General features: G+C 51.8%; 22 protein-coding genes. 10 read left to right on the forward strand and 12 right to left on the reverse strand.

Features of this window, described 5'->3' with window-relative positions:
- Positions 1-192 precede the first annotated feature (192 nt).
- The 4 genes from BM123_RS01545 to BM123_RS01560 all read right to left on the reverse strand — a co-directional run bounded on the left by BM123_RS01545 (position 193) and on the right by BM123_RS01560 (position 3,240).
- Positions 193-1,116: a CdaR family protein gene (locus tag BM123_RS01545; protein WP_090165038.1), complete on the reverse strand. Its 924-nt coding sequence runs from the start codon at positions 1,114-1,116 to the stop codon at positions 193-195.
- A gap of 19 nt (positions 1,117-1,135) precedes the next feature.
- Complete coding sequence (gene yajC / locus BM123_RS01550) at positions 1,136-1,453, reverse strand: preprotein translocase subunit YajC (RefSeq protein WP_090165039.1); 318 nt, start codon at positions 1,451-1,453, stop codon at positions 1,136-1,138.
- Positions 1,454-1,455: 2 nt separating this feature from the next.
- Positions 1,456-1,980 carry a DUF1573 domain-containing protein gene (locus tag BM123_RS01555; protein ID WP_245748378.1) on the reverse strand — a complete coding sequence of 175 codons (525 nt, stop codon included), beginning with the start codon at positions 1,978-1,980 and terminating at the stop codon, positions 1,456-1,458.
- Between the two features lie 150 nt (positions 1,981-2,130).
- Positions 2,131-3,240 (reverse strand): hypothetical protein, encoded by a 1,110-nt coding sequence (locus tag BM123_RS01560; protein ID WP_090165041.1) that lies wholly within the window; start codon positions 3,238-3,240, stop codon positions 2,131-2,133.
- Between the two features lie 328 nt (positions 3,241-3,568).
- Here BM123_RS01560 and BM123_RS01565 point away from each other — a divergent pair, with 328 nt between their 5' ends.
- The 6 genes from BM123_RS01565 (at position 3,569) to truB (ending at position 8,526) form a co-directional block, all read left to right on the forward strand.
- Positions 3,569-4,294: a YebC/PmpR family DNA-binding transcriptional regulator gene (locus BM123_RS01565; RefSeq protein WP_090165042.1), complete on the forward strand. Its 726-nt coding sequence runs from the start codon at positions 3,569-3,571 to the stop codon at positions 4,292-4,294.
- A 17-nt stretch (positions 4,295-4,311) separates the two neighbouring features.
- Complete coding sequence (gene galK, locus BM123_RS01570; RefSeq protein ID WP_090165043.1) at positions 4,312-5,472, forward strand: galactokinase; 1,161 nt, start codon at positions 4,312-4,314, stop codon at positions 5,470-5,472.
- A gap of 112 nt (positions 5,473-5,584) precedes the next feature.
- Positions 5,585-6,442 carry a cell division protein FtsX gene (locus tag BM123_RS01575; RefSeq protein ID WP_090165044.1) on the forward strand — a complete coding sequence of 286 codons (858 nt, stop codon included), beginning with the start codon at positions 5,585-5,587 and terminating at the stop codon, positions 6,440-6,442.
- A gap of 8 nt (positions 6,443-6,450) precedes the next feature.
- Positions 6,451-6,801 (forward strand): DUF3098 domain-containing protein, encoded by a 351-nt coding sequence (locus tag BM123_RS01580; RefSeq protein ID WP_090165045.1) that lies wholly within the window; start codon positions 6,451-6,453, stop codon positions 6,799-6,801.
- A gap of 3 nt (positions 6,802-6,804) precedes the next feature.
- Positions 6,805-7,605, forward strand: a complete 801-nt coding sequence (locus BM123_RS01585; protein ID WP_090165046.1) for an undecaprenyl-diphosphate phosphatase — start codon at positions 6,805-6,807, stop codon at positions 7,603-7,605.
- Between the two features lie 204 nt (positions 7,606-7,809).
- Entirely contained in the window at positions 7,810-8,526 is a 717-nt protein-coding gene (gene truB, locus BM123_RS01590) for a tRNA pseudouridine(55) synthase TruB (RefSeq protein ID WP_090165047.1), read from the forward strand.
- Positions 8,527-8,548: 22 nt separating this feature from the next.
- Here truB and BM123_RS01595 read toward each other — a convergent pair whose 3' ends face one another.
- Entirely contained in the window at positions 8,549-9,430 is an 882-nt protein-coding gene (locus tag BM123_RS01595) for a hypothetical protein (protein WP_090165048.1), read from the reverse strand.
- 79 nt (positions 9,431-9,509) lie between these two features.
- Positions 9,510-10,988 carry a hypothetical protein gene (locus BM123_RS01600; protein WP_090165049.1) on the reverse strand — a complete coding sequence of 493 codons (1,479 nt, stop codon included), beginning with the start codon at positions 10,986-10,988 and terminating at the stop codon, positions 9,510-9,512.
- 206 nt (positions 10,989-11,194) lie between these two features.
- On the opposite strand from BM123_RS01600, the gene BM123_RS01605 reads away from it, so the two are divergent.
- A complete protein-coding gene (locus BM123_RS01605) occupies positions 11,195-13,315 on the forward strand; it encodes a Periplasmic ligand-binding sensor domain-containing protein (RefSeq protein WP_175489218.1) in 2,121 nt (706 codons plus the stop codon).
- Positions 13,316-13,431: 116 nt separating this feature from the next.
- Here the strand turns inward: BM123_RS01605 and glpK are convergent, their stop codons facing one another.
- The 3 genes from glpK to BM123_RS01620 form a co-directional block, all read right to left on the reverse strand.
- On the reverse strand, positions 13,432-14,922 hold the full coding sequence (gene glpK / locus BM123_RS01610) for a glycerol kinase GlpK (protein ID WP_090165051.1): 1,491 nt from the start codon (positions 14,920-14,922) through the stop codon (positions 13,432-13,434).
- A 78-nt stretch (positions 14,923-15,000) separates the two neighbouring features.
- The gene (locus BM123_RS01615; protein ID WP_090165052.1) at positions 15,001-16,230 is read right to left on the reverse strand and encodes an FG-GAP repeat domain-containing protein; all 1,230 of its coding nucleotides are present in this window, start codon (positions 16,228-16,230) and stop codon (positions 15,001-15,003) included.
- On the reverse strand, positions 16,230-17,471 hold the full coding sequence (locus tag BM123_RS01620; RefSeq protein WP_090165053.1) for an FG-GAP repeat domain-containing protein: 1,242 nt from the start codon (positions 17,469-17,471) through the stop codon (positions 16,230-16,232). Before BM123_RS01620 ends, BM123_RS01615 begins: the two co-directional genes overlap by 1 nt.
- Positions 17,472-17,690: 219 nt before the next feature.
- On the opposite strand from BM123_RS01620, the gene BM123_RS01625 reads away from it, so the two are divergent.
- Together BM123_RS01625 and BM123_RS01630 are read left to right on the forward strand one after the other, a co-directional pair.
- Complete coding sequence (locus BM123_RS01625) at positions 17,691-18,689, forward strand: aminodeoxychorismate synthase component I (protein ID WP_090165054.1); 999 nt, start codon at positions 17,691-17,693, stop codon at positions 18,687-18,689.
- Positions 18,690-18,741: 52 nt separating this feature from the next.
- Positions 18,742-19,362 (forward strand): aminotransferase class IV, encoded by a 621-nt coding sequence (locus BM123_RS01630; protein WP_090165055.1) that lies wholly within the window; start codon positions 18,742-18,744, stop codon positions 19,360-19,362.
- A gap of 91 nt (positions 19,363-19,453) precedes the next feature.
- Here BM123_RS01630 and BM123_RS01635 read toward each other — a convergent pair whose 3' ends face one another.
- The 3 genes from BM123_RS01635 to serC all read right to left on the reverse strand — a co-directional run bounded on the left by BM123_RS01635 (position 19,454) and on the right by serC (position 21,613).
- Positions 19,454-20,104 (reverse strand): HAD family hydrolase, encoded by a 651-nt coding sequence (locus BM123_RS01635; protein ID WP_090165056.1) that lies wholly within the window; start codon positions 20,102-20,104, stop codon positions 19,454-19,456.
- A 126-nt stretch (positions 20,105-20,230) separates the two neighbouring features.
- Complete coding sequence (locus BM123_RS01640; protein WP_090165057.1) at positions 20,231-20,446, reverse strand: hypothetical protein; 216 nt, start codon at positions 20,444-20,446, stop codon at positions 20,231-20,233.
- Between the two features lie 108 nt (positions 20,447-20,554).
- Positions 20,555-21,613, reverse strand: coding sequence for a 3-phosphoserine/phosphohydroxythreonine transaminase (gene serC, locus BM123_RS01645; protein ID WP_090165196.1), 1,059 nt, complete (start codon positions 21,611-21,613; stop codon positions 20,555-20,557).
- A gap of 110 nt (positions 21,614-21,723) precedes the next feature.
- On the opposite strand from serC, the gene BM123_RS01650 reads away from it, so the two are divergent.
- Positions 21,724-23,169 (forward strand): tetratricopeptide repeat protein, encoded by a 1,446-nt coding sequence (locus BM123_RS01650; protein ID WP_090165058.1) that lies wholly within the window; start codon positions 21,724-21,726, stop codon positions 23,167-23,169.
- The last annotated feature ends 97 nt before the right edge of the window (positions 23,170-23,266 follow it).

Below are 23,266 nucleotides of genomic sequence, written 5' to 3' on the forward strand. Positions count from 1 at the left end.
GCACGTGGGAGGCCTTGGAGGGTACCGCTCATTGGAGGCGATCAAATTTACTGATTCGGGCAATCAACATGAGATTTGCTCAAGGGATAAAACATCCTCTGCGTCCTCCCCTACCTCTGCGTACATCTGCGTGAAAACATCCCGTCGCGAAGCGACAAAAATCTCGCTTCCAAAATGCGGCAGCCCACAAGCCTACTCCTTGATCAGGTAATACTCTACCGACCGCGTCTCAAAAAACACGCTAATAACTTCATCAGGTTGTTCCTGTAAAATCACGGGCACACTGTTCCGACCATCCTCGTTTCGGAGGTTCTCCAGGTCAGCCACCAGGCTAAAATCACTGGCATTAATACTTTCGTAAGCCGTTTGGGGTACGCTTACCCGCAAGCTCACGGTGGAGGGGTTGATACGATAGCTATCCACTTCAGGGGCATGAACGACCGTTACGGGAACCTCGATATCTTTCTGAATAAAGGCCTCAACGTTCAGGGTGTAGTTGATTTCATTCCGGCTCAGGGTCAATCCTTCAGCGGGTTTGGCCAGGGTAACAATTCTTTTGATAGAGTTATTTACCCCCGTCAGGGTTAGCTCTTCAGTGGGCCAGTACGCAATGTCGTCCAGTTCATCCGTTGAGCCGCTAACGGTTACACTGTCAGGCTCCAGAATAGGTAGGTCGGCCGCCAGGAAACCGTTGGCGAAGGACAGAGATACCTGCGACCGGACGGGGACGCGCTTGCCTTCCTTCGGGGTGGTTAAAATGGTCACTGATTCAAAGCCGAGGTTGTCTACCGCCAGGGCTCCGCTGGAGAGTCGGCGCTGTACCTGTTGCCGGAGTTCTGCGTTGGTGAGGCGTAGGTTATCCCGGTTACGAATATCGATCGTTACGGGCAGAGGACCGGGCACGAGACTTTCCCAAACGAGGTTCCAGCCGGTGCCACTGACGTCCGCTTCCAGTGTTTCGGGCATTCGCCCGACCAGCACTCTTTCCGGATCAACGATATACTCCAGGGTAACCTCACGCCGGATGCTGTACTCCTGCGAAAGATTCAAAATAAGCCAGAAAACAAAAGCGGCCGTCATACAAATAGCGAGCACCTTGCGGTCCGTATCGGCCATTTGTTTCAGCGGGTTTCTACTAATCAGTCGCCGGAGGGTAGATAGCATCGGTAAGTTCCTTGGAGATCGCGTTTTTGGTCACCCGAATATAAGTTTTATTACCGACGTTGATGGTGACGATCTTATCCTCTATTTTATCGATCCGCCCCAGAATTCCGCTGGCGGTAACGATCTCTTTACCCTTTTCGAGACTATCCATGAAGGAAGCCTGCTCTTTAGCTTTTTTACGCTGCGGGATAATCATAAAGAAGATCAGCACCACCAGCATGGCAATCATGAAAAAGCCGTTGGTGAATAGTGATCCGCCGCCAGCAGCTTGTAGGAGAATAGAAGGCATAATTATTTTTTTTCGTTGATGACGGTTCCGTCCATGTAGATCGTCGTCATAGCCGGATAGGTATTGGCAATGATGGTGACGGGCTTACGCTGGCGGCCGTATTTATTTTTGGTATCAAAAGCAACACTGACGATGCCTCCCTCGCCGGGGGCGATGGGCTCTTCGGGGTAACTGGGTACCGTGCAGCCGCAGGTACTGCGGGCTTTAGTGATCAATAAAGGAGTTTTGCCCGTGTTGACGAAAGCGAAATCATGCTTGACGATAGTGCCTTCTTTCACTTCTCCGAACGCGTGCTCGACAAGCTCAAACTCAATTCTTGCGGTAGTAACGGTATCCGGCTCTTCGGCGCTTTCAGCAACGGGGCTGCGAATAATGGACGCATTAGGGCCGAGTTCTTCCGGAGCTTCATATCCAGGCGCGGACGCAGGTTCAGAGGAACAGCTCAAGAGCAATGACCAACAAAGAAGCGCGGCCAACGGCCGCCAGGAAACACGCATCAAATGGGGTAGAATTTTGCTTTGGGGCAAATGTAGGGAGGTTTTTGGTTCTTTAGTTCGTTGGCTCGTTAGTATTTTGGAGCTACCGCACATTGAGGCCTTGGAGGCCATTACGCCTGTAGCACCCAGCCTCCTACAAAATGCGGTAGCTCCAAAGACCAAAGAACCAGAGTACCAAATCTACTCTTCGTACGGCCGTGCCCCTGAGCTCCGGATATTGACCAGCTTCTTGAGCAGATCAAACCAGAAAGGTGCGCCAAGGCTGACGGCTAGTGCGGTGAGAATGTAGCCGAAGAATTTTGAGATCAGATCAAAAAGGGACAGTTCCCGCAGGCTTACCCCTTCCCAGCCAAGGCCCAGAGGTCGGCGGATTTCGGCGATCTCGTTGTTGAGCAGGCCCTTGAGCTCTTCGAGGGAGGTTTTAAAGTCCTTATCCGATACATCCTCTCCGGAATAGAGGTAAGTTGCCGGAGCGGGCTGTTCCACCGTAGTGGGGGGCTGAACGGTGGTGGAAGTTCCGAAGGGGTCAGCCGGGGCACGATCTCCGAAACTGGGGTCAGCGCTGTTTGGGTCAGTTGAAACCGGATCCACCGGGTCGGTCGTTGTTGGAGCGGGGCTTACCGGTTCCGGAGCAGTGGTTTCCTGTGGTAACTGATTGACCCGTTCACGGGCAGCGACGTACTGCTCAGCGGCATTGGCGAGTTGTTCCAGCGTTTCTGGGTCATTGCTCAGGCGGTCGTAGAGGGAAAGAGTGTCAGCATTGAATACCACGGCAATGCCGAGGCCCATAAAGAGGAGAATCTTTTGGGTGTAGCGTTTGTACCAGCCGGCGGCACGGTCCATAACACTGTTGTACCAGTTTTGTACTTCCAGGCGGAAGAGATCCAACTGGCCGCCGCTTTCCCGCAGAAGTTGCTTTAACACATTGCGAAGGTCTTCATCCGGCAGGGCATCAAGGCGGGCCTCCAGATTACTGATATCATCTCCCTTCAGGATCACATCAAACAGGATACTTTGAAAGGTTTCTGCGTTCATGTAACTCGGGCCCACTGAACTCGTCCGCCTGCGCCCATACTGCTGGGTCAGATGACGATAGAGGCTGTTACGTTGGAATTCATCTACTAGCACTTCGTTCGGGTCGGAACTGGCCAGCATATTGCGCAGGGCCTTGATCAGGTTGCGCGACCGCAAACTAAAGAGTGAAGACAAAAGCTCCATCATAGTAGTAGCCAGCAAGCTGAGTAGCAAGAGGACAAAGATGATGCCAATGACGATGGTGAGAATTTGCATAGGGCGAATATAGTACGGTAGTATGGTAGTGTGGTAGTATGGTGGTAGGATAGTCAGGGCAGGCGTAAGCTCATCAGACACCCGAGCTTACGATTGCCCTAGAGTATACCCTACCGATAGACTCCATTATCCTCGTCCCGCCATCCTCTAAATGCAAGAAATGCTCGCACCCCGGCGCCTTCTCCCTGCTTTTCAGGCCCCTCCTTTGCACCCCGCAGGAGCGGGACCATTAGCCTGCGTTTGCGCCAGAACAAAGACGCAATTCTAATCATTCTGTTTTTACTCCTTTCCCATTATCTTTGCCGACCAATCTATAAATTACAATTCCATGGGACGCGCATTTGAATATCGCAAAGCGGCAAAAATGAAACGTTGGGCCGGCATGGCCAAGGCCTTCACTAAAGTAGGTCGTGAGATCAACATCGCCATCAAGGAAGGCGGCCCTGACCCTGACTATAACCCCCGCCTCCGCCTGGCAATGAACAACGCCAAGGCCGTTAACATGCCTAAGGCCAACATCGAGGCTGCCATTAAACGAGCTACCGACAAAGACACCTCCAACTACGACGAGGTGACCTTTGAAGGCTACGGCCCACACGGTATTGCCGTCTTTGTGGAAGCCACTACGGACAACAACAACCGAACCGTGGCCAGCATTCGCCATGCCTTCTCCAAGTACGGCGGCAACCTGGGCACGAATGGCTCCGTGGACTATATGTTTGAGCGCAAAGGGCAGTTCATTGTCAAAAGTGAAGACCTGGAAGGAAAGGACCTCGAAGAACTGGAACTGGAACTCATCGACGCAGGGCTGGACAGCATCGTGCAGGAAGACGATGAAGTATCCTTTTATACTTCTTTCGAAGACTTCGCCGGCTTTGGCCCCGCAATGGAAAAACTGGAGATTACGGTCAGTAAGGCCGAGCTCGTCCGTATTCCTACCCACACAAAAAAACTATCCGACTCGGAGGTAGAAGAAGTGCTTGCCCTCGTAGAAAAGCTGGAAGAAGACGATGATGTCTCCAGCGTTTTTCATACCATGGACGAAAGTGAGTAAATACTAACCTCCAGCCCATGCTCTCCCACATCGTTGATTACCTGGCTACGAATAGTATGTCAGACGATTCTTTTTCGCTTCGCCTCCATTCCCCCGGTCGGATCAACATTATCGGTGAGCACACAGACTACACCGGCGGCTGGGTAATGCCCGCCGCCATTGACAAGGGCATCGAGTTCTATGCCCGTAGAATCGAAGGAAGTTCCCTGATCCTCCACGCTGTGGATCTGGATAAAAGTCAGCAGCTCCCCCTGCCCGTCACCGGTAAAACGGGCGAACTCTGGGTGGATTATCTTGCTGGCATCGTGGAGCAATTTCAGCAATTGGGGCATGAGATCCCCGGGCTGGAAATTGTCTTCGGCGGCAACGTGCCCCGTGGCTCCGGCATGAGTAGCTCCGCCGCGCTGGAAGGCGGCATGGCCTTTCTCCTGAACGAAGTACTCGCCGCCGGGCTAAGCCGCCCGGAGCTCGCCCGGCTAAGCCAGCGAAGCAGTAATGAGTTCATCGGTGTCCCGACTGGCATCATGGATCAGTTTGCCAGCCTTAACGGCTCACCCGACGGCCCCATTTTGCTTAATTGCGACAGCCTCGACTTCCAGCCCATCTCCGCCGACTTACCCGGCTACCGCTGGTTATTGGTCAATTCCATGGTCACCCACGAGCTGGGGAGCAGTGAATACCCCGTCCGCGTGGCCGAATGCCAGGAAGCCCTGGAAGCGCTGCAAAAAATATTCCCGGACCTGGCAAAACTCAGCCATGCCTCTCAGGATCAACTCGAAGCCGTCATTGATGACCTTCGCCCGATTGTCCGGAAGCGCGCCAGCTACGTCGTCGGTGAAAACATCCGGGTACGGCAAATGGCGCAGGCGCTGAAGGCTGGAGACGTCAACACCGTTGGTAAATTACTCAACAAGACCCATCAGGGCCTCCGCGACGATTTCCAGGTGAGCTGCGAAGAGGTTGACCTGCTGCAATTTTTGGCCAGCGAAAATTTCAGAGGTGCCGTGGCCGGCTCCCGTATCATGGGTGGCGGGTTTGGCGGCTGTACCATCAATTTGGTCAAAGCGAGGGAAGTCAACTTCCTCAAAGCCTTTCTCAAAAGATCCTACCGGGAGGCTTACGATAAAACACCGGAGTTTTATGAAGTCAATATTGGGCCGGGGACGCGGTTGATTTAGAGAAACTAAGAACTTGTCTGGTGCGACCAGCAAGCTAAATTAACCATCATTAACCACCCCACCCGCCCCCAATCCCTTACTTTTGTGGCAGCACTAAAGAAAAACGCTCCCCTTGGCACAGCCCCGTCCTAATCAAATCTACGTCGTCTTCAGCCTGGCCCTCGTGCTGTTCCTGCTGGGACTGGTAGGCTTATGGACTTTCCAGGCGAGCTATCTGACCCGGCAGCTGCAGGAAAATCTGGACATCATCGTGGAGCTCGAAGCGGATCACACAGAGACACAACGGAGTGAACTGGTCAGCTATCTTGAGTCGGCTGACTTTCACAAAGCCGGCAGCCCGGTCAATTACATCAGTAAAGCTGACGCACTGGCGGATATGGGCGAAGACCTTCGCGAAGACCTCAGTGACCTCGGCCTCAATAACCCCTTGCTGGACGTGATAACCTTTAATGTTCCACTGGAAGAAATGCAGGAAGAGCGCCTGGCCGCCATTGCTGCCGAAGTGCAGGCCGTGCCCGGTGTATCCGGCGTTTTCTATCAGGAAAACTTCGTTGACCGCATCGCGGCTAACGCCCGCAAGCTCGGTTACCTGCTCCTGGGCCTTGCCGCCCTCTTTGCACTGGTGGCCGGGCTCCTGATCCACAATACCGTTCGCCTCTCCCTGTACGCTAACCGTTTTACGATTAAAACCCAGGAGTTGGTAGGAGCCAGTTGGGGCTTCATCAGCCGCCCTTACCTCTGGCGGGCCGTGGGCCAGGGCTTGCTAAGTGGTCTGCTGGCCATTGGGGCGGTAGCGGGCCTCTTGTTCTGGCTCAACAGCGTATTACCGGAATTACAATTACTGGGGCAGCCACTGCCCCTGCTTTACCTGGCTGGTGGCCTCCTGCTGCTGGGGGTTATCATTAACTTCCTGAGCCACTATGTCGTGGTTCGTCGCTACCTTCGCCTTAGACTCGACGATTTATACTAAGTGATATTATGAGTAAACGCAAATCCAAAGCCGACCAGAAGAAGGCACAGAAAGCCGCCGCACGCGATAACACCCGCGTTGCCGCTACGCCCGTAAAGACCGCCACTCCACGAGCAGCTGCCAGCAGCAAGTCCAGTGGTCCGGCCAGAGCCATGACTTTTGGGCCCGAAACCTTTAAGTGGATGGGCATCGGCTTCGCACTCGTCCTCATCGGGCTCCTGCTGATGGCTGGTGGCCGTGGCACGGAGTACAATGAGTTTGACATCGACAAAATTTACAGCTTTCGCCGGATTACCCTGGCGCCCATCGTTATCCTCAGTGGTTTGGGCGTAGTTATATTTGCCATCCTCAAGAAATAATTCATGACGGACATTTTGCGTTCGCTGATCCTGGGTATCGTCCAGGGTCTTACCGAGTTTTTGCCCGTGAGCAGCAGCGGCCACCTGGAACTGGCTAAATGGTTGCTCAATGACGATAGCCTCGCCGCTGAGTCGATGCTCATGACCGTCACGCTGCACGCCGCTACGGCGCTGGCTACACTGGTGGTCTTCCGCAAAGACGTACTGGAGATCATTCGCGATCTGTTCAAATTCCAGTGGAACGACGGAACCAAGTTTGCGGCGCTCATCGTGGTCAGTATGATCCCTGCCGCAATCGTTGGGGTACTCTTTGATGATCTGCTGGAAGCACTGTTTGATCGCCAGATCGTCCTCGTTGCGGCCATGCTCATCATCACGGGCCTGCTGCTCTTTCTGGCGGACCGCGCCAGGAGTACGGAGAAAGCCGTAGACTGGAAAGACGCCGTCATTATCGGTCTGGCACAGGCCGTGGCCATCCTGCCGGGCATCAGCCGTTCCGGAGCAACGATTTCCACCAGCGTTTTGCTGGGCATCGACCGGGAAAAAGCCGCGCGCTTCAGCTTCCTGATGGTCGTTCCGCTCATTCTCGGGAAGATGGCAAAGGACCTGCTGGACGGTGAATTCACGGCGAATACCGTATCGGTTACGGAGCTGGGAATCGGTTTTGTCGCGGCCTTCGTTACGGGTATCCTGGCTTGCGTCTGGATGATCAGCCTCGTGAAAAAAGCCAAGCTTCGCTGGTTCGCTTACTACTGCTTTGCGGTGGCGGGGCTCGTGCTGGCCTGGAAGGCGATTAATGGGTAATGGAACATTTGGGCGCTTACCGCAGGTGCAAGGGAAAGAATAAAGGAGCAAAGGAAAAAGGGAGTAAAGGCATTGCTCGTTTAACATTGCACCTAAAAACCGTTCTTTGCACCTGCGCACCGGCGCCCCTGCGGCAGTCCAATCAAGAGCACGAAGTACTGCGCAGCAAATCGCCAATTCAAAATCGAGAATCGAGAATCAAATATGCTCCCTCCCACCACCACCCCACCCTTCACCTTTCAGGACGGTTGCCTGCTGCTCGTTGACAAGCCAAAGGGCTGGACGAGTTTCGACGTCGTCAACAAAGTACGTTGGGCGATCCGTAAGCATCTGGGCGTAAAGAAAATCAAGGTCGGCCACGCCGGCACGCTGGACCCCATGGCGACCGGCATGCTCAATATCTGCACCGGCAAGTGGACCAAGCGCCTGCAGGAGCTGCAGGGCATGGACAAAACCTACACCGGCACCATTACCCTGGGCGCCACCACGGCCAGCTACGACGCAGAGGAACCCATCAACGCTACTTTCCCAACCGAGCATATTACCGAAGAGATGATCCGGGCGGCGGCCGAATCTCTGACCGGCGATCTGGAGCAACTACCGCCCATTTTCTCCGCCATCAAGGTTGACGGACAACCGCTCTACAAAAAAGCCCGCCGGGGTGAGATGGTTGAAGTAAAAGCCCGTCCCGTCACCGTCCATGAATTTAACATCACCCGCATTGAGCTGCCAGAGGTGGACTTTATCATCAGTTGCTCCAAAGGCACCTATATTCGCTCGCTGGCTTATGATATGGGTAAGGCGCTCAACTCCGGTGGGTATCTGACGGCGCTGCGGCGGACAACGGTGGGGCCTTTTGAGGAGAAAGATATGTGGAATCTGGAAGCACTCTTGAAAGTAATTCCCGAAAAAGAGGCGTGAGTGTACACTTATTGTAAGAAAATCAATCCCAGTTCCCCAGAAAAAACCTATAATAATAATCTTTGGTCTCGAAAATAAGACAGTATTGTCCAAAGGTAGAATTGCCTAAAAAATCATTAAGCGGCAATCGGTGAACGGCATCAAACCCTTCATAAGCTATCGCATCGATTGCACGAACTATTCGCGAAATTGAACGCTTGAGGCAACACCCCCATTCTTCTTCTTCGCTAAAACCATGCTTCTTTATATGCTCACCAAAGTCTGAGTTAATTGTTAAAATCTGAACCAACTTCTCCTCCAGATTTTCTTGCCATTTCTCCAGATTAGTCAGAGAACTAACATTGTTTTCTCCATTCCAATAAGGATTAAATGAAATATTAGCCAACTCCAGTAATCCAATATTTCTCTTTCCGTGTTTGTCAAACCTAAAATGGAACTGATCATCAGAACAGCCAGAGAAGAAGTTTCCTATGGATAAAAACAAGGCGCTCATTTCTGCCCGCACATAAGTGATCTTTGCTAGGTCTTTGAACGCGATCATCTTAAACTCATCACAAACTTCAATTCCTGCAGCCAAGAGTTTGTGAGAAAATTCAGTTACGGCCCAGCACCTCTTCAGCATAAAATCAGCGTAAGTATATTCTTTATCGAACTTCAGGTAATTAGGTAGTAAGGGAGGAATTTCTAAATCAATTTCTTCAATGTTGAATTCTACCTTGTCAGGGCTACAAAACATTGTCTCAGAATCAAGTAACAAACTTTCTTTTTCTTTAACTATAACGTTTACAGGATATTTATCATCGTTCAGAATAAAATAGGATTCGTTCTCTTTTGAAATGACTTCATAGTTTTTTCCCTTCTTAATTTTCCGTCCTTTTATGTCTCTATCGAAAACTATCTTCATAAGATGCTCTGTTTATTTCTAGTAACTTACTGCGCTAAAAACTAGTGTAAACGTTTCAAAGATATTCATTTAATAATTACTAATGTGGCTCCCACAAACTAAGGTCCAAATAATTAAATACGCGTCGCTCACTTACTTGCTGAGAAAGGTTACTTAGCTCAGCGTTGAAGCCAGACAATAGTTCTCGTCGTTCTTTTCTGCCGGGCGTATTCAACAATTTCCCTAATAAGCGGAACAAGGCCTTCTCGGTAGTATATATCGGTCGCCTAGACTTCAGGTATTTGGGCGTAGACAATAGCAGAGAGCCCAGCAAGTCCTCGTTTCCTAACTCGAAGTGGATCAACAAATTCAGTACCCGAGCGAAGTAGTAAATCTCCTTAACCACGTCTTCTTTAGCATCGTTGAGGATAAGATTATTCCACCTAACAGCTTCGTCGCTACGCTTATTCAAGAAGAGTAAGTAAGCCAGCAGGTAGTAAAAAGTAATGCGATGATGCTTCTCAATTTTATCTCCGAACTTTTGGAGACCTGCTTCAATTTCCGGAATCCACGCCAGCACTTTTCCGTAATCCTTTTGGCTCAGACTCCAGTTAATGAGCAATAGATAACGCTGCCGGAAAACACGAGACTCCATGTTTTTCATGGACTTGAATTCGGGTCTCTTAAGCGTCATTTCCAGCCGGTGAATCCCCTGCTCCAGTACATCATACTCCTTAATGATCAGGCTATCGATCAACATATTATTCAGCGTAGCCAGGTAGTTCTCCGTATAAAGACTCAGGAAATGAGGGTTTGCCTCCAGGAGGTCCAGAAACTGACTATTGATTTCGTAGGCTTTTTTCACCTCTCCATTCATAAACTGAAAGGTAGCGTTGGCCTGATAGAAATAGAGTTTGCTCCTGAAGTTAGTCGCCAGCTCCGGGTTGACGAATGGTGCGGACTGAGACAGTTCCACCAGGTGTTGCTGTTGCTCCTCATTCTGGCTTTTCTGAAATTTCATTTGGAAGCGGGCCACCCGCTGAGCCAGATACCAGTATTCATTGATGTTGGCTAGCTGTTTCAGAGCATTCGTTTCCAGCTCAAAGAGTTGCTGCAGGTCATCCTCCCTTAGCATCACCCTCTTCTGTTTATTGCTGAGTTTTTTCTGTAAGCCACAAAGCGAGATTTGCAGTTCGAATAGCTCATACTGGGTAGCTAGCTTTTGTCCTTTTTTCAACTCTTTCAGCGCTGCGGGGAATAGGCCCTTTTTCATCAACACCCTGGCAGCATCCAAGGTAGTACGGACCTGGTCTTCCACTGTTTTCTGCCCATACTGAGCCAACAGCCGGAGTAAAAGTGCATAGAGGTATCGCTTATTTACCGCCAGGTACTTCAGAAAATTAGCCCCTTCGTTGTCTTTGATCAGCTTAGCCTCATCATAGGTCTTCTGCGCAAGCAGGGCCTCCAGCAACCCCAGGTAGTCTTTGTTCCTCCCCCCCGCCTGCACTTTGATGTAACGCTTTTCTGACTTTGTCAGCCCTAAGACCAAGTCATGCAAAAACGTTGAGGGGATTTTCATTTAGCTTTTTTGAATTCTTATTTATTCTCTTCAAAAATAAGCTATTAAATGCCATTTATATTAAAAATAAATTTTAGAAAACTTATTTACGGCTTTACCTCTACTTGTCCTCCCATGAATGTACCGGTAAATTTGAGCATACTTAAGGGCAAGAGTGCCAACATAAGCCCCCATGACATCCCTAACGATCCCCTTCAATGACTGCTATGACATTTTCAAAATTCTCCCTTCTTCTCCTGACTGCCCTCTTTTTCCAGGGTTTTCTTTCTGCGCAGGAGTGGACTTCTTACCAAAGCGCTAACCAGGTCAATGATCTGGTGGACACCGGCACCGAATTACTGCTGGCCACCGACAACGGGCTAATCGTCGTTGACAAATCTACGCTGGAGCGCACCATATTTACCAAGGATAATTCCAGCCTCAGCAACAACCACATTCAATCCATCACCAGAGGGCAGAACGGTAGTGTCTGGATCGGAACCTACGACATTGTTTTATCTACATTTGATGGTTCCGACTTTCAAAATTCTACTTCCCTGGACGAGTCAATCGTTCTGCCTAATACCGAGATGTACGACCTTAAGGTCGCCCCGAATGGTGATTTATGGGTCGGGACGACTAAGGGACTTTTTCACCGGACGGGCGAGAGCTGGTCGCGCTATGCCGAGGCGGAGTTCGGCCCCGATTACTTTGAGACCTGGGACGTGGAAGTAATGGACAATGGAGATGTTTTCGCAGCGGGAACAGACCTACATCAACTGATGGATGGGCAGTGGGTCAACCTCACCGAAGGCACCCAACTTTCAGGTTACCGCAGTGCAGACTTGTTTACCAGTAGCGCCGGAGACCTTTACCTTGCCGGAGACCTGGAACAGATCGGCAGGTATGATGGAGAAAACTGGCAAGAATACAACATCGACTTCAACGGTTCTGAAGTCCTTCAGTTTACGGAAGACACTGACGGCAACGTTTACTTTTCCACCATAAAAAACGGCATTTTCAAACTGGAAAACGACAGCTGGCTACTGCAATCAGACTTACAGACCGAAGCTGTAAACAACAATATGGCCTACTTCCATATTGACGAGCAGAACAATCGGTGGCTGAACACTAACATTCACCTTTCGGTAAACGAAAGCGGGAACATTCGGTCAACGCTGATTACTGACAATACCCTGGAGAGTAATAGCATACAAGACGTCCATAAAGGCGCTAATGGTAAGATGTATTTCATTACCGGGTCTCAGGAAAACTTCTCGGTCTTGGACATGGAAGGCAACTGGTCCTTCCTGCCCAAACCACCCACAGCAATGCCCTTTGAGTTGATGTATGACATTCTCGTTCTTGCGGATGACAATATCTGGCTGGCTTCCCAGCGTGGGATTTACCAATACGATGGCAATGAATGGGCCTTTACTAATCTGGATGCCTGCTACAAGCTGGACATTGACAGCCAGGGTAAACTCTACGCTATGTCCATCGATAAAATCTACCTGATCGACAACGGAATGCTAAGTGAGTTCAATACCACCAACTCAGCGCTATCCCCCAACACCGTAGTTGGCCTGGGCGTAGACAGCGATGACAACTTATGGATATCCACTGGAGATTTTGAACTACCCAATGTTGTTCAGACCGTTACTCCTGAGGGCACCTGGACCACCTACACCGCAGCAGACCACCCCGTAATTGGTCGCTTAGGCAGAGATTTTCATTTCGATAAAGAAGGAAATGTTTGGGCTGTGAACCATCCATCGGGGGCACTAAAGTTTGATGGCACCTCATGGACGAATCCATTGCAAGAGAACAGGGACGAGATTACCAATATCGCCGTACACACCATCAAAAGCGACGAAGAAGGAAAAGTATATTTCGCCCACGAATACGGTATCACCACCCTTCTGGATGGTGAGTGGGAGAACTTCATCAATGAGGAAGTGACTACTAACAACACTCAGGATACTAGCATCGACTTTGATCCGCAAGGGACTCTCTGGTGGGGAAATGCCCGTACCGGTTTATTCTCCTTTATGCCGGAACCGACGACTTCCAGTTCTTCTCCATTTGAAATAGTAGCGGACTTCAAGGTTTTCCCCAATCCCGCTCAGACCTACACGACCGTTGATTTCACTACCCAGCAGAACGCGAACGTAGCCGTAGCCATTTATAATCAGATCGGGCAACTGGCCTCCACCATTAACCTGGGTCAATTCTCCGAGGGCACTTATCAACGGGAGATCAACCTGGATCGCTTAGCTGCTGGCTTTTATACACTTCAACTACGAGTTAATAAAAGCATTAGCACAAGAAAATTAATTATCGACTAATTTTTCGGACTTACCGAACTGGGATTTACAACCTTTTAGATTGACACCCAAACGACGCCCCGCTCCGCTCAATGTGGGGCGGGGTTTTTAGTTGTAATTGGCATGGTGACAGGTCCCTACTCTTCCACCCAATCCATACTCCGCTTCACGGCTTTCTGCCATCCACGATAGAGCTTAGACCGCTTATCTTCTTCCATTTCAGCGGCGAAGCGGCGATCCAGCTGCCAGGTTTTTTGCAAGTCGTCTTTGGTCCAGAATCCAACGGCGAGTCCTGCGAACATGGCTGCACCCAGCGCAGTCGTCTCCACTACCTGCGGGCGCTCGACGTGGGTGGCCAGAATGTCAGACTGGAACTGCATCAGGAAGTTGTTGTTAGAGGCACCTCCGTCTACGCGCAGGGTGCTCAGGTCTTTACCCGAGTCTTTCTGCATTGCATCGAGTACATCCCGAACCTGGTAGGCTAATGACTGCAGGGTAGCGCGAACGATGTGCGCCTTGTCCGTCCCCCGGGTAAGGCCGAAGATGGCACCACGCGCGTACATATCCCAGTAAGGCGCTCCGAGGCCGGCAAAGGCCGGGACGACGTAGACGCCGTCGGAGTCCTTTACCTTACGGGCATAGAATTCGGAGTCCGGCGCTTCGTCGATAATCTTGAGCCCGTCCCGGAGCCATTGGATGGCAGCACCGGCGATGAAGACGGAGCCTTCCAGGGCGTATTCCATTACGCCGTCCACTTCCCAGGCGACGGTCGTCAGTAGTCCGTTTTCCGAAGCGACGGCCTCGGTGCCCGTATTCATAAGCATAAAGCAGCCGGTGCCGTAGGTATTCTTCGCCTGTCCGGGTTCAAAGCAGGCCTGTCCGAAGAGAGCACAGTGTTGATCGCCGGCCATGCCGGCGATGGGGATCTGGCTGGAGAAGAGGCCTTCCTCCGTCTTACCGTACACTTCGCTGCTTCCCTTCACTTCGGGCAGCATGCTGGCGGGTACGTTGAGCTCCTTCATCAGTTTTTCGTCCCAGCGGCGGTTTTTGATATCGAAGAGCATCGTCCGTCCGGCATTGGTAACGTCGGTGACGTGCACTTCGCCGCCGGTGAGTTTATACACCAGCCAGCTGTCCATGGTGCCAAAGGCGAGTTCGCCGGCCTCCGCGCGGGCGCGGCCCCCCTCGACATTGTCAAGTATCCAATTGATTTTAGTACCCGAGAAATAAGCGTCAACCACCAGCCCGGTGGTATCCTTCACGTGTTGCTCAAGGCCACGAGCCTTAAGCTCATCACAAAAGGCAGCCGTACGCCGGTCTTGCCAGACAATGGCGTTGTAGATCGGCTCGCCCGTTTTGCGGTCCCACACTAGCGTTGTTTCCCGCTGGTTGGTAATGCCGATTGCCGCTACGTCAGCGGACTTTATTTTCGCCTTTACCAGCACTTCCTGGGTGACAGCGAATTGAGTACTCCAGATTTCACTCGCGTCGTGCTCTACCCAGGCAGGCTGTGGAAAAATCTGCGTAAATTCTTTCTGAGCGGTAGCAACGATGTCTCCATCATGGTTAAAAACGATGGCGCGGCAGGAGGTGGTTCCCTGATCAAGGGCGAGGATGTATTTTGGCATGGACTTTAAGAATATATGGTTGCGGGTAAGGTAAGTCTACAAGTTGTAAGTTCCGTAAAATGTCCGTAGTCTTCTGTGCTATAAGGCGTCATTCCGCCAAATGTGGACGAAGCGGTGCTCGTCCCAACCGATGCTGACGATGTCAAGGTCTCCGTCTCCGTCCAGATCATAGGCCTGGGTGCCGAGGTGAGATTCTTTGCCACGATCAATTTCCTGTTTCGTGAAATGCCCCTCTCCATCGTTGAGCCATAGCTGAAGGGCCAGATCAGGGCCTTTGTGCTCAGCGGTGAGCAGATCCTGATCGCCATCCTTATCTATGTCTGCGACATCGAGATTATTCATAGAGTATTGGGTGACGATTTTTTGACGGACAAAACCAGTGTCTGACTGCATAAAGACCCAAAGGGACGCATCGGGCTCCAGGCCGGGATAGCGTTCTTCGGCGACGACTACGTCTGGCCGGCCATCTCCATTAAGATCGGCGGCTTCCACCCGGTCCGTAGCGTATACGGAATGACCAACGGGATGTCGGGCCCAGTCTTCGGTAAGTGCACCCGGGTTTTCAAACCAGACAACTACGGTTGGAACTTCAGCATCCGCTCCGGGGGCACGGTAGCCGGAGATGAGGTCGAGGTCTCCGTCACGGTCCATATCCGCCACGCCAAAGCCTTCATCGCTGGCGTCTTTGCCGACCAGAGTAACGGGCCAGGGTTGACCGCCAGCGGGGTCAATAAGGTAGAGCCCACCCTGGCTGGCGTAGATAACTTCCTCTCCGCCGTGGTCCGGCAGCAGATCAGCCGTTTTATAGCCCTGACCGTTATGGTGCCCGGTGGGGGGCACCTGGGCCACAACCTCACTTTTGTAGCCAGCTGAAGGGTCAAAGGCGAAGCGAATAACATCGGGCAGGCTTTCTGCCAGTACAGAGGGGAATGGGGTATCTTCCAACTGAATGACCAGGTTAGCGTCCACATTCTGGCCCAGATCGAGCTTACCCCAACTCTGGCTCATGTCTCCCTTCGGGTTAAAATAGACGTTTCGTCCGCTGATGATTTCCATAAATCCGTCTCCGTCCAGATCGGCGGCAGCGAGACCAAAATAGCGGAGCCACTCCGGCTCATCGTAATCGCCCCACATGGCTTTAGCGGAGTCCACTTCAATGTAGGTCCATTCGGTGGTGCTAAGGGGGGAGTTTTCAGTTGAAGACATTTTCCTGGCAGATTTATCCCTGGTCGGACCTCCACAGCTCATCAGGATAAACATTGCACCTGCGGCCGCGGCTAACAAGCCGGCTACTGATCGGATACGCATTACTTCGTCTGGTTTTCAATGAAGAATAGCTCTTTCGCCTCATGGTTGGGATAGCGGAAGATGTCATAGTCTCCGTCTCCCTCAAAATCCGCCACCCGGCCGTTGTAAATTCCCTCGTTATCGATCACTTTGCTTGTCCACTTATTATTGCCTTCATTGAGTAGAACCATCACTTCATAGTGCTCTACTTTGGGCTCCAGGTTAACCGCCCGGGCAAAGTTTATGCCCGTAACCACGTCCAGGTCTCCGTCCAGATCCATGTCAAAAACCTGCAGGGTATGCGCGGCCGGCAATTCCTTCAGGATGACGTGCTCCGTATACGTTCCATCTTCATTTCGGGAGTAATAACTCAGGGGATAACCAGCTCGCTCACTGTGCGAAATGAAGATTTCCGGCGTACCGTCTTCGTTCAGGTCAGCGATGAACTCCTTAGTGCCGTTAGCACTCCAGTCTCCTTCCTGATTGTGCCATTTATCGTCAATGCTCGTCATCGTCCAGGGCGCGGTCAGGTCTCCGCCCGGATTATCAAAAATGAAGCCATTGGCTACAATATCTGCATCACCGTCGCCGTCGAGATCGCCAACATCCATACCCTCGTGTAAGCCTTTCTGCGTGATGTCCTGTACCATGACGAAGCTGCCATCCTTTTGCTGCTGATGGATGCGGAGGTTGGATTCATCAAAGGTCAGAACGGCCAGATCGGCCAGTCCGTCACCGTCAAAATCACCGATACTCATGTCCTTCACGGCATCTTTGGCTTCGCCGATGGCGTGAGCCTCCCAACCGGGGTTTTCGTAGTAGAATATTTCGGCGGCCTCTCCTGCATTGTCCCATTCACCAGTGTGTTTTACGGCCAGAATGTCAATGTCGCCGTCTCCATCCATGTCTCCGGCTTCCAGATCTCCGGCGGCGAAAGTGCCGCCGGCAGGCGGCGCAGTGGCTACGATGGTCTCCTGCCAAAGCCCCCCTTCCTTGCTTCCGGCCCGGAAACCGAGATGGCCGCCATTCGCGTTGTTATTGATGTAAATGATATCCTGAAGACCGTCATTGGTTACGTCACCGATGGTAAGTGCCCACCACCATTTGGCATCATCGACCACCCGGTGGGCGGTGAACTCCATGGCTTTCCTGACGGCTACAGCCTCTGGCTTGGGTTCTGTCTCTGCGGCCTGGTCAGCATCGCCGGAACAGGAAAAGAGAAAAAACAGGGGAAACAGGAAAAGGTATTGTTGGCAGCTCATTGACAAAAGATTGATCGATCGGGAGTAAACTTAAGGCTTTGGCACTCAGCACTCTCTTTATTCAGGTGCATAATTAGCATAAAGCGCTAAATCTCCAGCCAAAAGTCCGGCCCCGGATTCATTCAGAGCGGCTAAGGGAGCTAAGGGCGTTTCTGAAATTTAGCGCTCAACGTGGGGCAAGTTCAACCTAAGTTTGGGCGAGGCGTTCCCTGTGAAGAAATGTCAGCAATCACCTCCTGGGCCCAACGGCTCAACGATCTTGGCCGCCGGTCTTGTCCTTGCTTTTTCCTGATGGATTTTGAGCAAGAGTTTCCTCGCGTATGGGAGTTGGCCGAACGGGAGTGGGATATGCCCCGTTTTTCTTTTCCCCGACATCCGGAGACGGGTACTCCACCCATCGGGCTGCGCGCGCCCAAGTTACTGGCCGACCACATTGACGCCAAAACGTTCGAGCGGGCTTTTTCTGTCGTGCAGGCAGGTCTCCGACGGGGAGACAGCTTTCTGACCAACCTCACCTTTCCGGTGCCCGTGCAGCTAACCACTGCCCTGGAAGAAATCTACTGGCAGAGTGATGCGAAGTATCGCATTCTTTGGGAAGGCCACTTCGTTTGCTTTAGCCCGGAGACCTTCATCACCATTGATAAAGAAGGCTACATCGAAAGCCGGCCAATGAAAGGTACAGCACTGGACACCCCCGCCGCCCGGAATGCCCTGCTTAACAGCCAAAAAGAAATTGCGGAACACGCCACCATCGTTGACCTGATTCGTAACGATCTCAGCCAGGTAGCCAGGAAGGTACGGGTTACGGATTACCGCTATTTCCATAAGATCGCAACCAGTCGGCGGGGACTGGTGCAAACGAGTAGTAAAATCGGCGGGCAGCTACCGGAAGACTGGAAATCCGGACTGGGCGATATTCTGACCAAACTCCTGCCAGCAGGCTCCGTCAGCGGTGCCCCTAAGCCCGCCACATTAGACATTATTCGTCGGGCAGAAGGACAAAAAAGAGGCTATTATTGTGGCATAGGCGGGTACTTTGACGGAGAAACCGTGGACACCTGCGTTCTCATCCGTTTCATCGAAAAAACGGATTCAGGAGATTACCTTTTTCGCTCTGGCGGAGGGATTACGGCGCGCTCTGATTGGGAGGAAGAATACAAGGAATTAAAGGCAAAAGTGAGAATTCCGCTTTCCGGTGTTACATTTACTTTACATTAACCCTGCTGAGCCTGGTGTAACTATCAAATCAGCTGAAGGATACCCAGACAAATTGAAAGTAAAGAAAACCGATTCTAAACTACTGTTGGAATCTATCCGAGTTGTTGATGGGAAGGCCCCGCTGCTTCCCTACCATCAGCGTAGGATGGACCGGGTTCGACGTGTCCTGTTCGCCAAATCCTCCCCCATTAAACTGGAGAAAATCCTGGGTGAGCTTGAGCTTCCCAGCAAAGGATTGTTCAAACTACGGATTGAATATAGCGACGTAGTAAAACGCCAGGAACTGGTTCCTTACCTGATCAAGCCCGTGCAAAGCATCCGGCTGGTCAACGCAGATAAAGTTATTTACGGCAAGAAATATGCCGACCGCACCGGCATCCGCCGTTGTCTGGAAAAAAAAGGGGACTGTGATGATATCCTGATGACGCAACGGGGGCACCTTACGGACGCCAGCTACGCCAACGTCGCCCTATTCGATGGGAAGCACTGGTATACCCCCTCCTGGCCGCTCCTGCGGGGCACCCGCCGGGAAGAACTGCTGGAAAAGGGTATTATCCGCCCTTCCGTCATCCGGGAAAAAGATCTCGATTCCTTTCAGTGTATCCGGCTCATCAACGCCATGTTACCCTGGGGAGAAGGACCTACGCTCGACATCTCGGCGATCAGGCGGTAGACGTTTACGCGGAAGCAAAACAACAGACGGACAGCTTTTTTGGGCGGGGGACCGCAGGTGCAGGGGGAAGCTTTGGGAGCAAAGACGTTCTCTACATATACACCGTCCCTAAAATCTGGAGCGCACGCGCCAGCGCTGCTGCGTTGTCCCGGATTATTTCATCAGCCATCTCCACCTTATCGTTGAGGCCGATGAGGTAGCATCCGGCGGCTTTAGCGGACAAGCCACCCGGGGCACTGTCTTCAATGGCTACACAGCCCCCCGCATGGACGCCCAGCCGTTCGGCCGCCAGCAGGTAGATATCAGGTGCGGGTTTGAGGTTGGGCACATCTGTAGCCGTCACGACAACATCCGTAAAGCGATCCAAGCCAAGAGCCGGCACGACAACATCCGTATCCCCCCGCCCACTATTGGTGGCAATTGCCAGTGGGAATTGTTCGCTAAGTTTCGCCAGCTCTTCCAAAACTCCCGGGAAGCTCTTCCCAGCCTTACGAACCATAGCATGAAATCGTTGCTGCTTTTGCCCGATGAGGGTATCGACTGAAACGGAGAGCTCATGCTTTTGGATCAACCAATCAGCAACAACCCGGTCGCTCGTCCCTATCCACTGCTCAAACCAGTGGACGTCATAACTTAACTGATAGTCTTGCTGCAGCATTTCCAGCCAAGCAGCACAATGCTGTGGCTCCGTATCGGCAAGGGTTCCGTCCAGGTCGCACAAAAGTGCCAGGTATTGAGACATTGGTGTTTGTTTGAACCGCAAAGGTAATCACTCTCTTTACGCCAAAATCAAGGCCCGTTCGGAATTTCTCCGAACGGGCCTGTGAATACTGGGTCTATGTTTATTATTGGTGCTTTTCTAGCGTAACTATTTTACCAGCAGGCGACGAACAGCATCAGCACCACGGCTGATGAGTGCTCCACTGGTTTTTACCTGATGACTCATATTTTGTAATTGTTCCGTTGCCGTCGAATCAGAACTCAATTGATGGCTCCGCCCAAGTAAGAAACCAAAACTGGCTCCACTGAGAGCAAGTACTGCCACAAATACAAAAGAGGTTAGCCGGGTTTTCTTCAAAGACATCGCGGGTATTTTCTGTTGCCTACAATATAAGGGCTCTTAACGCTTCTTTAATTGAAAAAGCCCCGTTTGTCGACAAACGGGGCTTTTTTCTCGACGAAATGAGGTGCCCTAAAAGGATTTCATCACATCTACCAACGCCTGAACGCTGGATTTTGGCATACTATTATAGATACTGGCCCGGAATCCACCCACTGAGCGGTGGCCCTTCACCCCTACACAACCGGCCGCCTCGCAGGCGTCCAGGAAGGGCTGTGCGTCAGCTTCATCAACGGGTTCAAAGGTCACGTTCATCAGGCTCCGGCTGGCTTTGTTAGCCACCGTACCCCGGAATTTAGGGTTACGATCAATCTCATCGTAGAGCAGTTGTGCTTTGTCCGCATTATGCTTTTCCATTGCCTCCACACCGCCTTGAGCTTTAACCCAACGCATCGTGAGCATACTCACGTAAATCGGGAATACAGGTGGTGTATTGAAGCTGGATTGTTTCGCGATGTGGGTCCGGTAATCGAGCATCGTAGGAAGCGTCCGCTTCACTTTGCCCAATAAGTCTTTACGAACGATGGCCAGGGTAACTCCGGCCGGGCCCATGTTCTTCTGAGCACCTGCGTAGATGAGGCCAAACTTCTCCATCGGCAAACGACGGCTGAAGATTTCACTGGACATGTCCGCCACCAACGGAGCATCTGTTTCGGGGAATTCCGCAAACTGTGTTCCGAAAATGGTATTATTGGCCGTCAGGTGAACATACTGCAGTCCGGAAGGAATCTCGATGTTCTCCGGAATGTAGTTGTAGTTTCCGTCCTTGCTGCTGGCAAGAACATTGACTCCGCCGAAGTTTTTAGCTTCCTTGATGGCCTTAGCGGACCAGGCACCGGTGTCAATGTACCCGGCGGTCTGGTCTTCGTTCAGCAGGTTCATCGCCGAAACGAAAAACTGGCTGCTGGCACCTCCGGTAAGGAAGAGGACCGCGAAATCGTCCGAAACACCAAGTAGCTCACGTACGAGCGCTTCTGCTTCGTTCAGTACCGCAACGAACTGCGGAGAACGGTGACTGATTTCCAGGATGGATAAACCCATCCCTTCAAAGTCGGACACAGCAGCAGCGGCTTGTTCCAAAACGGGAGCGGGAAGAATGGCCGGACCGGCGAAAAAATTGTGCTTTTTCATGTAAGGGGCTATTGAGGGGGCAAAAATAATCCATTTTCCTTCACCGTTCTCCCTTAACATTACATCGCTTTAGCATCTTTATACTACTAATAACCAATTTTCCCTACTCTATGAAATTTCGCCAACTCCTTTTTCTACTTCCATTTTTTGCCGTCCTGGCCTGTACTCCTAAGGCTGCCGGCCCCGCCAGCAGTGATTCTTCCGCCAGCCAAACTACGACCCCCAAACCGGTAAAACCCGTAGATGACAACCTAAGCCCCTGCCAAAAATTCTCCGACACCAGCAACCCGGACGAGGCAGAAACGCAATATGTCATCTATCGGCAGATGTTGAAGGCTAAAGAAATGGACAAGGCCTTTGAGACCTGGCAAAAGGTATACGCTAACAGCCCGGCGGCTGATGGCCGCCGGCCAACTGTCTATACCGATGGTGTAGCGTTTTATAACAACTTTATTCAGCAAGACCCCTCTAAACAACAGGAATACGGCGCTAAGATCATCGAACTCTACGAGGAAGCCCGCCGCTGTTACCCCGGCAATGGCTACATGGCCGCCATTCAGGGCTTCGACAGTTACTACACCTACCCCGGCACGGCTACTGACGAGGAAGTCTATGCCCTGTTTAAGGAAAGCATAGAAATTGACGGCCCCGAAAAGCTGCAGTATTTCGTTATCAACCCCATGTCCAGCCTCGTTGTAAAAATGCACCGGGAGGATAAAATCGACGAAGCGGAAGCCAAAATGATTACCTCCGCATTGAACACCCGCTTAGCCAAGGGCCTCAAGGAGTGTGTCGCTTCGGAGTGCGAAGCCTGGAAGACGATCGAGAACTACGCACCGGACGCCATGCGCTATTTTGAAACCGTCGAGGGCTACTATGACTGCCAGTACTACATTGACCAGTATTACGCAGACTTCAAAGAAGACCCTACGGACTGCGACGCCATTCGTACCGCTTACAGCCGCCTGCGCTACGGCAAGTGTGCCGAAGGGACCGCTGAGTTTGACGAAATCAAAGCAGCCTACGACAACAACTGCCGGGTAGTGGTAGACGCAGGCCCATCCACGCTCAAAGAGGCGTTTAACTGTCTGGAAAGTGGAGACTACGACTGCGCCATCGAGAAGTTTGAAGCCGCCGCTGACGAAACGGATGACGCCGCGAAAAAGAGCCGTAACCTGCTCTACGCCGCCAAGGTATACTACAGCCATAAACGCAACTTTAGCCAGGCGCGCGCCTACGCGCGCAAGGCCGCCACAGCGGACCCCAACAACGGAGAACCCTATATGCTGATCGGGACACTCTATGCTTCCAGCGGGCCGCTTTGCGGGCCGGGTACGGGCTTTGATTCTCAGATCGTTACCTGGCCGGCCATTGACAAGTGGCAGCAGGCCAAGCGGATCCAACCAGACCTGGCGAGCAAGGCCAACAAATACATCAATCAATACAGCCAATACATGCCTTCTAAGTCCGACTGTTTCCAGCGGGGCATCAATGAAGGAGATACCTTCAGAGTTGGCTGCTGGATTCAGGAAACGACGCGGGTAAGAAATCCGTAGCTTTTTGGCGTGCGCGGGTGCAAAGAGTAGTAGTCTTCAGACTAAAAGGATTGGTCGGACGACTTTGGTGCGACTACGCCTCTGAGGAGTCCACTTT

Source organism: Neolewinella agarilytica (assembly GCF_900110645.1).
Taxonomy (GTDB): Bacteria; Bacteroidota; Bacteroidia; order Chitinophagales; family Saprospiraceae; genus Neolewinella; species Neolewinella agarilytica.

Excerpts from the sequence above, each read along its gene's own strand:
- BM123_RS01545 (WP_090165038.1), bottom strand. The coding sequence starts at position 1,116 with ATGGCCGATACGGACCGCAAGGTGCTCGCTATTTGTATGACGGCCGCT.
- yajC (WP_090165039.1), bottom strand. The coding sequence starts at position 1,453 with ATGCCTTCTATTCTCCTACAAGCTGCTGGCGGCGGATCACTATTCACC.
- BM123_RS01560 (WP_090165041.1), bottom strand. The coding sequence starts at position 3,240 with ATGCAAATTCTCACCATCGTCATTGGCATCATCTTTGTCCTCTTGCTA.
- BM123_RS01565 (WP_090165042.1), top strand. The coding sequence starts at position 3,569 with ATGGGACGCGCATTTGAATATCGCAAAGCGGCAAAAATGAAACGTTGG.
- galK (WP_090165043.1), top strand. The coding sequence starts at position 4,312 with ATGCTCTCCCACATCGTTGATTACCTGGCTACGAATAGTATGTCAGAC.
- BM123_RS01580 (WP_090165045.1), top strand. The coding sequence starts at position 6,451 with ATGAGTAAACGCAAATCCAAAGCCGACCAGAAGAAGGCACAGAAAGCC.
- BM123_RS01585 (WP_090165046.1), top strand. The coding sequence starts at position 6,805 with ATGACGGACATTTTGCGTTCGCTGATCCTGGGTATCGTCCAGGGTCTT.
- truB (WP_090165047.1), top strand. The coding sequence starts at position 7,810 with ATGCTCCCTCCCACCACCACCCCACCCTTCACCTTTCAGGACGGTTGC.
- BM123_RS01595 (WP_090165048.1), bottom strand. The coding sequence starts at position 9,430 with ATGAAGATAGTTTTCGATAGAGACATAAAAGGACGGAAAATTAAGAAG.
- BM123_RS01600 (WP_090165049.1), bottom strand. The coding sequence starts at position 10,988 with ATGAAAATCCCCTCAACGTTTTTGCATGACTTGGTCTTAGGGCTGACA.
- BM123_RS01605 (WP_175489218.1), top strand. The coding sequence starts at position 11,195 with ATGACATTTTCAAAATTCTCCCTTCTTCTCCTGACTGCCCTCTTTTTC.
- glpK (WP_090165051.1), bottom strand. The coding sequence starts at position 14,922 with ATGCCAAAATACATCCTCGCCCTTGATCAGGGAACCACCTCCTGCCGC.
- BM123_RS01615 (WP_090165052.1), bottom strand. The coding sequence starts at position 16,230 with ATGCGTATCCGATCAGTAGCCGGCTTGTTAGCCGCGGCCGCAGGTGCA.
- BM123_RS01620 (WP_090165053.1), bottom strand. The coding sequence starts at position 17,471 with ATGAGCTGCCAACAATACCTTTTCCTGTTTCCCCTGTTTTTTCTCTTT.
- BM123_RS01625 (WP_090165054.1), top strand. The coding sequence starts at position 17,691 with ATGTCAGCAATCACCTCCTGGGCCCAACGGCTCAACGATCTTGGCCGC.
- BM123_RS01635 (WP_090165056.1), bottom strand. The coding sequence starts at position 20,104 with ATGTCTCAATACCTGGCACTTTTGTGCGACCTGGACGGAACCCTTGCC.
- BM123_RS01640 (WP_090165057.1), bottom strand. The coding sequence starts at position 20,446 with ATGTCTTTGAAGAAAACCCGGCTAACCTCTTTTGTATTTGTGGCAGTA.
- serC (WP_090165196.1), bottom strand. The coding sequence starts at position 21,613 with ATGAAAAAGCACAATTTTTTCGCCGGTCCGGCCATTCTTCCCGCTCCC.
- BM123_RS01650 (WP_090165058.1), top strand. The coding sequence starts at position 21,724 with ATGAAATTTCGCCAACTCCTTTTTCTACTTCCATTTTTTGCCGTCCTG.